Genomic DNA, 9,664 nt, shown 5'->3' with positions numbered 1-9,664 from the left:
CCGATTGTTCTGGGCTCAGCCACACCTGCACTGGAGACATTGCACAATGCCTTGTCAGGCAAGTATCACCATTTAACACTAACCCAACGAGCTGGCTCTGCAGTGCCAACCACCAATAAAGTGTTAGATGTAAAAGGTCAGTATTTAGAAAGTGGCTTATCTGCCCAACTGATTGCCGAGATGCGCAAGCATTTAAAAGCTGGCAATCAAGTAATGTTGTTTCTTAACCGCCGAGGCTTTTCGCCCGCTTTGATGTGCCATGAATGCGGTTGGATTGCAGAATGTAAACGCTGTGATGCGTACTACACGTTCCACCATTACAGCAACGAAATACGCTGCCATCACTGCGGCTCACAACAACCGGTAATTCATCAGTGTCAGGGGTGTGGTTCAACTCAACTGGTTACCGTCGGCGTAGGAACGGAACAACTCGAACAACAATTGGCTCAGTTATTTCCAGAATACAACGCCATTCGCATCGACAGAGACAGCACACGCCGCAAAGGTAGTTTGGAAGATGCCCTTGAATCGATTCGTAAAGGTGAACATCAAATTCTGATTGGCACCCAAATGCTGGCTAAGGGGCACCATTTTCCAAATGTAACGCTCGTTGCTCTTTTGGATGTTGATGGCTCTCTCTATAGTAGTGACTTCCGCGCTTCCGAGCGACTAGCGCAGTTGTTTATTCAAGTCGCAGGTCGTGCCGGCCGCGCAAGTAAACCTGGCGAGGTTATCCTACAAACCCACCATCCTGAGCACAGCTTGCTGCAGGCCCTGCTTCAAAAAGACTATCGCCACTTTGCTATGACAGCTCTGGAAGAACGCAAACTGGCTCAGCTTCCGCCTTATAGTTTCTTGACTCTGTTTAAAGCAGAGGCGAACCAAAGTGAGATAGTTGAAGACTTCCTGCGTCAAGTTCGCTTTACGTTAGAGTCACACCCTCTGTTCGATGATTCCTGCATGGTGTTAGGCCCTACTCCTTCACCTTTGGCCAAGCGGGCTGGTAAATACCGTTGGCAACTATTACTGCAAACTCAGCATCGTTCATTGATGCAAAAGTTATTAACCAGTGCCAAACCTGCTATTGAGTTGTTGCCAAACGCTAAGAAAGTACGCTGGAATTTAGACATAGAACCACAAGATCTCAGCTAGCAAACGTTTAACTATGTAATGAATTACCATTTAATGTGACCAGAATCACACCAAGATTACAATTTTTGTTAAACAGACCGTAACTTTCACTTTAGAAATGAATAGACTATCCAAATTAGAAAAGTCTAAAGTGACTTGTTTGCACAGGCTTAGATTAAAACAATGACTATTCCCACAAATTGATATCGCGGTGAAGAATCCATTTTCCCACTCGTTAACACGAACTGAGCGAAGAGCAAATACAGCTCTAACTCGGTTTGATTACTCTGATTTCAAACCGGAATAACGTCATCTTGGCAAAAAATAAATGAGAGGTTAAAAACTATGGCGACAATGAAGGATGTTGCCCAGCTTGCGGGAGTGTCTACGGCTACGGTATCTCGAGCCTTAATGAATCCAGAGAAAGTCTCTTCTTCTACAAGAAAGAGAGTAGAAGATGCCGTACTTGAAGCGGGTTATTCTCCAAACTCATTAGCGCGTAACTTACGTAGAAACGAATCAAAAACCATTGTTACTATCGTTCCCGACATCTGTGATCCTTATTTTTCTGAAATTATTCGCGGTATTGAAGATGCAGCCATGGAACATGGCTATCTAGTCCTGCTGGGTGATAGCGGACAACAGAAGAAACGCGAAAGCTCTTTCGTTAACCTCGTATTTACTAAGCAGGCAGATGGAATGCTACTGCTTGGTACAGATCTACCATTCGATGTCAGTAAGCCAGAGCAAAAGAACTTACCTCCGATGGTAATGGCGTGTGAATTTGCGCCAGAGCTCGAGCTTCCGACAGTACATATTGATAACCTGACCTCAGCATTTGAAGCGGTGAATTACCTGACTCAATTAGGTCATAAACGCATTGCTCAAATCTCTGGACCAGATACAGCAATATTGTGTCAGTTCCGCCAGCAAGGCTACCAACAAGCCCTGCGCCGTGCCGGCATCAATAAAGATCCACAATATAGTGTCATTACTGAGTTTTCTTTTGATGGCGGAGCAAAAGCCGTTCGTAAACTGCTCGAATTGCCAGAACCACCAACGGCTATTTTCTGTCACTGTGACACAATGGCCATCGGCGCAATTCAAGAAGCGAAAAAGCTTGGCTTACGAGTACCGCAAGATCTCTCTGTTGTGGGCTTTGATGACATTAACTTCGCTCAGTACTGCGATCCACCGTTGACCACCATCTCTCAACCTCGCTATGAGATTGGTCGACAAGCGATGCTAATGATGCTCGAGATGTTAAAAGGCCACGACGTGCATTCAGGCTCGCGTCTGCTTGAAACTAATCTCGTCATTCGTGGAAGTGCAGCGCCACCACAGCGTCCTTAACCTAAAGATTAGGTATTCATCCCCAAAGCGGTGCTAAGGCGCCGCTTTTTTATTTACCCCTCCTGCTTTTTGTGTATCCCTGAATAAATGTAAGCGAGAACGGTAACACACTCCTACGCTCGGGCGTTGTCGCGCTTTAGCTATCAAGATTCTATCAATAGGGTGTTTTCTCAACTCGTTCTGGATTAACATATTTGCAAGAATCCTTGATGACCAGAAATAACCGTGGCAAATAGAGATTATGTAAGACGGGGGCGAGGCGCCCCAAAAAAGTCGACAAAAAAACAGCCGCCGAGAAGAAAAAAACCTTGGCGCAGTGGCCTGCTCGCTATCTTGCTCGTGGGCGGTTTTGGCTATGGTCTTTACCTTTTGAGTAGCGACCCAGAACCTAAACAACCAGTCGTGAAGCAGCCAACAACCACTGTCAGCAAACCAAAGCCGAAAAAAGACTTGCCGCCACCACCAGAAGAAAAATGGGAATATGTTGAGTCACTACCGAAACGTGAAGTTGAGGTTGTGGCCAAAGAAATTGAAGTTTCTAAAATTCCTTACATAATGCAGTGTGGCGCGTACAAAACTCAGGCACAAGCGGAAGAGCGCAAGCTTGCAATCGCGTTCCAAGGGATGTCGAGCAAGATTCGTAAGAAAGAAGGCAGTTCATGGTATCGCGTGGTGCTAGGTCCGTATAAGTTCAAACGTGATGCAGAACGTGACCGTCATAAACTGCAACGCGCGAAAATCGAGCCGTGCGCGATTTGGAAAGAAAATCTTTAAACTCAGGCCCTAGGAGCTAAGATCCTAGGGCCTTTCTTTTTGCCCCCTTGAATCCCCATTTCTCCTCCCCCATATACTGAATTAAATCCAAAGAGAAATAATCAAGAGGTCGACTGTGACTACCATTGTATCTGTACGTCGAAATAATAAAGTCGTCATCGCGGGTGATGGCCAAGTATCTCTAGGCAATACCGTAATGAAAGGTAATGCGCGCAAAGTTCGCCGCCTATACAACAACCAAGTACTAGCGGGCTTTGCCGGCGGTACTGCGGATGCCTTCACCCTTTTTGAGCGCTTCGAAAGCAAACTGCAAATGCACCAAGGTCACCTAACCAAAGCGGCAGTTGAGCTAGCCAAAGACTGGCGTAGCGATCGTGCTTTGCGCAAGCTCGAAGCCTTACTTGCCGTTGCCGACGAAACCGCATCGTTAATCATTACCGGTAATGGTGATGTCGTACACCCAGAACATGACCTGATTGCGATTGGCTCTGGTGGTGCTTACGCACAAGCTGCCGCAACCGCCCTACTAGAAAACACAGATCTAGATGCTCGTGAGATCGCGGAAAAAGCTCTCAATATCGCGGGTGATATTTGTGTCTTCACTAACCATCACCACACGGTAGAAGAGCTAGACTCAACAGTAGAGCCTGAAAAACCAACCGCGTAATCGTAACGAAGTAAGGAAAGAATATGTCTGAAATGACGCCTCGCGAAATCGTTCATGAATTGAACCGCCACATTATCGGTCAAGAAAAAGCCAAGCGTTCGGTTGCGATTGCACTTCGTAACCGCTGGCGCCGCATGCAGCTTGAAGAAAGCTTGCGTGCCGAAGTGACACCAAAAAACATCTTGATGATTGGCCCTACTGGTGTTGGTAAGACTGAAATCGCACGACGCCTTGCAAAACTAGCAAATGCCCCTTTCATCAAAGTTGAAGCGACAAAATTCACCGAAGTGGGTTACGTTGGTAAAGAAGTTGAAACCATCATCCGTGACCTAACAGATGTTGCTGTGAAAATGACGCATCAACAAGCGATGGAGAAAGTGAAATTCCGCGCAGAAGAGCAAGCGGAAGAACGCATTCTTGATGCGCTACTGCCACCAGCACGTGATAGCTGGGGTCAAGCAGAGCAAACGGAAGAGTCTTCTCACACTCGCCAGATCTTCCGTAAGAAACTGCGTGAAGGCCAACTAGACGATAAAGAAATTGAAATCGACGTAGCCGCACCACAAATGGGCGTAGAGATCATGGCGCCTCCTGGTATGGAAGAGATGACTAACCAGCTGCAAGGCATGTTCCAAAACCTGGCAGGCGACACTAAGAAAAAACGTAAGCTGAAAATCAAAGACGCAATGAAAGCGTTAGCGGAAGAAGAAGCGGCGAAACTGGTAAACCAAGAAGAGCTAAAAGAAGCAGCGATTTTCAACGTTGAAAACAACGGCATCGTATTTATCGATGAGATCGACAAGATCTGTAAACGCGGCGAGAGCTCAGGCCCAGACGTTTCACGCGAAGGTGTTCAGCGCGACCTACTTCCATTGATTGAAGGCAGCACGGTATCAACCAAGCACGGCATGGTAAAAACAGACCACATTCTGTTTGTTGCATCTGGTGCATTCCAAGTGGCAAAACCATCTGACTTGATCCCAGAATTGCAAGGTCGTCTACCAATTCGTGTTGAGCTAGAAGCACTAAGCAGCAACGACTTCAAACGCATTCTGACAGAACCAAAAGCCTCTCTAACAGAGCAGTACGTTGCGTTGATGAAAACGGAAGATGTGGACATCGAATTCACAGAAGACGGCATCACGCAAATCGCGGAAGCGGCATGGACGGTCAACGAAAGCACAGAAAACATCGGTGCTCGTCGCTTACACACCGTTATGGAACGCTTAATGGATGAAATCTCTTACGACGCAGCGGAGCAATCTGGCGCTAAATTCGTTATTGATTCCGCTTACGTGAAAGCGCGCCTAGGCGACACGATTGAAGATGAAGATCTAAGCCGCTTTATTCTTTAATCGCAATCTATTTTACCAAAGCCCAGAACCTTGTTTCTGGGCTTTTTGTATAGAATGACGACCACTGTGACAACACCTAAATCAAAAGATCTCGTCATTCTAGCGAGCTCAAGCGAGACTAAGAATCTGCTCACAGCAGACGCCTATTCTTTCCCACTCGCCTTCACCACTGCACAACCGGACGATAGATTCTGAATCACACTCGTTCCTCGCTGTTCAAAACGACGGTGACTTTGACAACATCTAAATCAAAAGACCTCGTCATTTTAGCGAGCTCAAGCGAGACTAAGAATCTGCTCACAGCAGACGCCTATTCTTTCCCACTCACCTTCACCACTGCACAATCGGATGATGGATTCTGAATCACACTCGTTCCTCTTTGTTCAGAATGACGGTGACTTAGACAACACCCAAATCAAGGATCTCGTCATTCTAGCGAACTCAAGCGAGGCTAAGAATCTGCTAACAGCAAGCGCCTATTCTTTCCTCTCACCTTCACCACTGCACAACCGGACGATAGATTCTGAATCACACTCGTTCCTCGTTGTTCAGAATGACGGTGACTTTGACAACATCTAAATCAAAAGACCTCGTCATTTTAGCGAGCTCAAGCGAGACTAAGAATCTGCTAACAGCAGACGCCTATTCTTTCCCACTCACCTTAACCACGGCACTATTGGGACGATAGATTCTGAATCACACTCGCTCCTCGCTGTTCAGAATGACGGTGACTTAGACAACATCTAGACCAAAAGCTCTCGTCATTCTAGCGAGATCCAGCGAGACTAAGAATCTGCTAACAGCAGACGCCTATTCTTTCCCACTCACCTTCACCACCGCACAATCGGACGATAGATTCTGAATAACCCTTTGACTTCTAGCTGAGTTGTTTTAGGTCAATAGCGTATCTGCCTCTTTGTGCTTATACTGGGCACATTGGTTACTAGCACGAAATTTCCATGAAACAATCTCTACAGATCTGGCTTGAAGCCGCTCGTCCAAAAACATTACCTCTGGCATTGGTCTCTATCTTAACAGGTAGCGTGCTCGCGTACTCGGCGGGTCATTTCTCACTGACGATTGCCATCATGGCTTTCGTAACCGCGACATTGCTGCAAATTCTGTCCAACCTGGCAAACGACTATGGCGATGCCGTTCAAGGTACAGATAACGACAAACGCCTCGGCCCATTACGAGCGATGCAGTCAGGCGCGGTAAGTGCGAAACAGATGAAACAGGCGATTATCTTTAACATCGCTCTGACCGCCATTTCAGGCTTGGTGTTGGTTTTCTATTCACTAAGTTCACTGGAAAGCATTGTCACTTTTATCGGGCTGGGAATTCTGGCCATTCTCGCAGCCATTGCTTATACCATGGGTAGCAAACCATACGGTTACGTGGGGCTTGGCGATATTTCAGTTTTCTTGTTTTTTGGTTTACTCGGCGTATCCGGTACTTATTTCTTGCATACTGGTCACGTAGATACCACGCTATTCTTACCTGCTCTAGGCTGCGGTTTACTCGCCGTTGCAGTACTCAACATCAACAATATGCGTGATATCGAGAACGACCGAGAGTGTGGTAAACGCACAGTCGCAGTGCGATTGGGTCAACGCAAAGCCAAGCATTACCACTTTGTTTTACTTGGCGGTGCTATTCTTGCCTTTGCGGCTTACTTGTTAATTCAAGACAAACCCGTTTGGATTAGCTTGCCATTTTTACTTAGTATTTATTTCGTGGCCGATCATGGTAAAGCGGTTTGGCATACACAAAAGCCCGCTCAGATAGCACCAATGATGCCAGTCATCGTGAAATGCTCTTTAGTCACCAACGTTTTGTTTGCAACAATTGTGGTAGCTCAAACTCTAGTAAGTTAAAAAAGGATTGTCATTGCATTGACTTAATGCCTAGATATACTCAAAGACAACCAATTTCTGTTTAGAAAGGTACGCTATGGAATACAATACCTCAGCACTCTGTGATATCTACCTCGATCAGGTAGATGTGGTTGAACCAATGTTCAGTAACTTTGGCGGTCGCGCTTCATTTGCCGGGCAAATCACCACCATCAAGTGTTTTGAAGATAATTCGTTGATCCGCGAGACATTAGAGCAAGATGGACTTGGTCGCGTTTTGTTAATTGACGGTGGCGGTTCCCTACGTAAAGCCCTTATCGATGCAGAAATCGCAACCATTGCGGAAGAAAACGAGTGGGAAGGCATTGTCGTTTACGGCTGTGTTCGTGAAGTAGATGAACTTGAAGATATGAACTTAGGCATTCAAGCCCTCGCTTCTATTCCTGTTGGAGCGACCAGTCAGGGGATTGGCGAATTGGATGTACCAGTCAACTTTGGCGGCGTCAGCTTCTTACCTGAAGATTATATTTATGCTGATAGCACCGGAATTATCCTGTCGCCTGAACCATTGAATATTGATTTAGAGTTGGATGAAGAAGCATAGCGAGTCTTAGGTGTCTAAGTTATAGGGTCTTCTCTTGGCTCTTAGCGCCTAGCCTTGTCTTAACATTTTCTACTTCCCTAAAACACAAACACCCGCTTAACGCGGGTGTTTTTAATTTGGAATGAAGAAGCCGAATTATTCCACTTCGTCCATTTTGCCAAGTAGTGCACGAATGCGCTCTTGCCATTGTGCGTGCTCTTGCTGTGCTTGTTGTGCTTTTTGCTCTAGCTCTTCACGTTGAGAGCGAAGCTCGTTCGCTTCTTCCGCAAGTTTAGCTTTATCTTCTTTCAGCTCTTCGACTTCCATCTGAAGAAGAGTGATTGTGTCAACTGCAGTTTGAATTTTAGATTCTAGTTGTTCTAGTACTTCAAAAGACATCTTGGCCTACCTATGTTATTCCGTTGGGACGATGTGCGAGATTGATGCACACCTAACCTATATAAGGTTCATTCTACTCAGCGTCGCGATGAGAAACACTCACTATATTCGATATTTTGCATCATTCGGTCAAAAAATCAGCGCAATCTCACTAAACGCTGACTTTTCTTGTCGCCGAAGCATTTTTGAGCAAGGATTTTGCGTCTCGCTACGCTGAAAATCGCCCTAAGTATTGATCAAATTCAAGTTAGATAAAGTAAAAGCCTCGCAAAAAGGCAAACGTTTACTCGACCTTGTGATAGAATCGCCGCGCAAATTCTTCTTCCCTCTTGCTTACTTGGAGACATCATGAAACGCGATTTAGCAATGGCATTTTCCCGTGTGACTGAAGGTGCAGCTCTGGCTGGTTACAAATGGCTTGGCCGTGGCGATAAAAACGCAGCCGATGGCGCAGCTGTTGAAGTTATGCGCACGCTACTGAACAAAACAGATATCAGTGGTGAAATTGTCATTGGTGAGGGTGAAATCGATGATGCGCCAATGCTGTACATTGGTGAGCAAGTGGGTATTGGTGGTGATGAAGTAGATATTGCAGTCGACCCGATTGAAGGAACGCGTATGACGGCAATGGGACAATCGAACGCACTAGCCGTACTTGCCGCAGGTGAGAAAGGCAGCTTTCTTAAAGCGCCAGATATGTACATGGAAAAACTGGTTGTTGGCCCTGGTGCAAAAGGCGTAATTGACTTAGAAAAGCCGTTAAAAGAAAACCTAGAGAACGTAGCAAAAGCCCTGAACAAGCCACTTGATACCCTAGTCGTTATTACCCTTGCGAAACCTCGCCACGATGACGTTATTGCAGAAATGCAAGCAATGGGCGTACGTGTTTTTGCGGTGCCTGATGGTGACGTCGCTGCCTCTATTCTAACTTGTATGCCAGACAGTGAAGTGGACATGATGTACTGTATTGGCGGTGCGCCAGAAGGGGTTGTATCAGCAGCGGTAATTCGAGCGCTAGACGGTGACATGCACGGTCGCCTGCTTCCTCGTCACGAAGTAAAAGGCGATACTGAAGAAAACCGCATTTACGGTGCAGATGAACTAAAACGCTGCGATGAAATGGGCGTAAAAGCAAATGTTGTACTCAAAATGGAAGACATGGCTCGTAGCGACAATGTGGTATTTTCAGCTACAGGCATCACTAAAGGTGACTTGCTGGAAGGTATCTCTCGTCAAGGCAATATTGCAACCACAGAAACGCTGCTCGTGCGTGGTCGATGCCGTACTATTCGTCGCATTAAGTCGACTCACTACCTAGATCGTAAAGATCCAGAAGTACGCGATATTATTCTTTAAGCATTTCTCGAGGCTCTCGCTCAGTCTGAGCTTGAGCCTTTCTTTCCGCACAGCCGGACAGTAGATTCTGAATCACCTCGTCCCTCGCCGTTCAGAATGACGGAGACTTTAATAAGCTCTAAATCAAAAGAACTCGTCATTCTAGCGAGATCCAGCGAGACTAAGAATCTGGTAACAGCAGACTCCTATT

At 46.2% G+C, this 9,664-nt stretch carries 10 protein-coding genes; 9 read left to right on the top strand and 1 reads right to left on the bottom strand.

From position 1 onward, the window contains the following. The 8 genes from priA to rraA all read left to right on the top strand — a co-directional run. Nucleotides 1–1,152, top strand: a 1,152-nt coding sequence (gene priA, locus R7F07_RS14220; RefSeq protein ID WP_318110526.1) for a primosomal protein N', incomplete at its 5' end; no start/stop codon positions are given. A 303-nt stretch (nucleotides 1,153–1,455) separates the two neighbouring features. After that, nucleotides 1,456–2,484: a DNA-binding transcriptional regulator CytR gene (gene cytR / locus R7F07_RS14215; RefSeq protein ID WP_254901949.1), complete on the top strand. Its 1,029-nt coding sequence runs from the start codon at nucleotides 1,456–1,458 to the stop codon at nucleotides 2,482–2,484. Between the two features lie 225 nt (nucleotides 2,485–2,709). After that, on the top strand, nucleotides 2,710–3,258 hold the full coding sequence (gene ftsN / locus R7F07_RS14210; protein WP_017820300.1) for a cell division protein FtsN: 549 nt from the start codon (nucleotides 2,710–2,712) through the stop codon (nucleotides 3,256–3,258). Between the two features lie 115 nt (nucleotides 3,259–3,373). Next, the gene (gene hslV, locus R7F07_RS14205) at nucleotides 3,374–3,925 is read left to right on the top strand and encodes an ATP-dependent protease subunit HslV (protein WP_318110525.1); all 552 of its coding nucleotides are present in this window, start codon (nucleotides 3,374–3,376) and stop codon (nucleotides 3,923–3,925) included. Between the two features lie 23 nt (nucleotides 3,926–3,948). Beyond that, nucleotides 3,949–5,280 (top strand): HslU--HslV peptidase ATPase subunit, encoded by a 1,332-nt coding sequence (gene hslU / locus R7F07_RS14200; RefSeq protein ID WP_025768349.1) that lies wholly within the window; start codon nucleotides 3,949–3,951, stop codon nucleotides 5,278–5,280. A 348-nt stretch (nucleotides 5,281–5,628) separates the two neighbouring features. Next, nucleotides 5,629–5,859 (top strand): hypothetical protein, encoded by a 231-nt coding sequence (locus tag R7F07_RS14195; RefSeq protein ID WP_171342804.1) that lies wholly within the window; start codon nucleotides 5,629–5,631, stop codon nucleotides 5,857–5,859. Nucleotides 5,860–6,239: 380 nt separating this feature from the next. Continuing rightward, nucleotides 6,240–7,157 (top strand): 1,4-dihydroxy-2-naphthoate polyprenyltransferase, encoded by a 918-nt coding sequence (locus R7F07_RS14190; RefSeq protein WP_005379538.1) that lies wholly within the window; start codon nucleotides 6,240–6,242, stop codon nucleotides 7,155–7,157. A gap of 76 nt (nucleotides 7,158–7,233) precedes the next feature. After that, complete coding sequence (gene rraA, locus R7F07_RS14185) at nucleotides 7,234–7,740, top strand: ribonuclease E activity regulator RraA (protein ID WP_005379537.1); 507 nt, start codon at nucleotides 7,234–7,236, stop codon at nucleotides 7,738–7,740. Nucleotides 7,741–7,875: 135 nt separating this feature from the next. Here rraA and zapB read toward each other — a convergent pair whose 3' ends face one another. Next, entirely contained in the window at nucleotides 7,876–8,118 is a 243-nt protein-coding gene (gene zapB / locus R7F07_RS14180) for a cell division protein ZapB (protein ID WP_005379536.1), read from the bottom strand. 348 nt (nucleotides 8,119–8,466) lie between these two features. Between zapB and glpX the strand changes: the two genes are divergently transcribed. Continuing rightward, nucleotides 8,467–9,474: a class II fructose-bisphosphatase gene (gene glpX, locus R7F07_RS14175; protein WP_005383180.1), complete on the top strand. Its 1,008-nt coding sequence runs from the start codon at nucleotides 8,467–8,469 to the stop codon at nucleotides 9,472–9,474. Nucleotides 9,475–9,664: the final 190 nt, after the last annotated feature.

It is taken from the genome of Vibrio sp. YT-16 (genome assembly GCF_033337405.1).
GTDB classification, from domain to species: Bacteria; Pseudomonadota; Gammaproteobacteria; order Enterobacterales; family Vibrionaceae; genus Vibrio; species Vibrio alginolyticus.
Note: the sequence above shows the minus strand (reverse complement) of the source record. Positions and strands in the feature narration are given on the sequence as shown.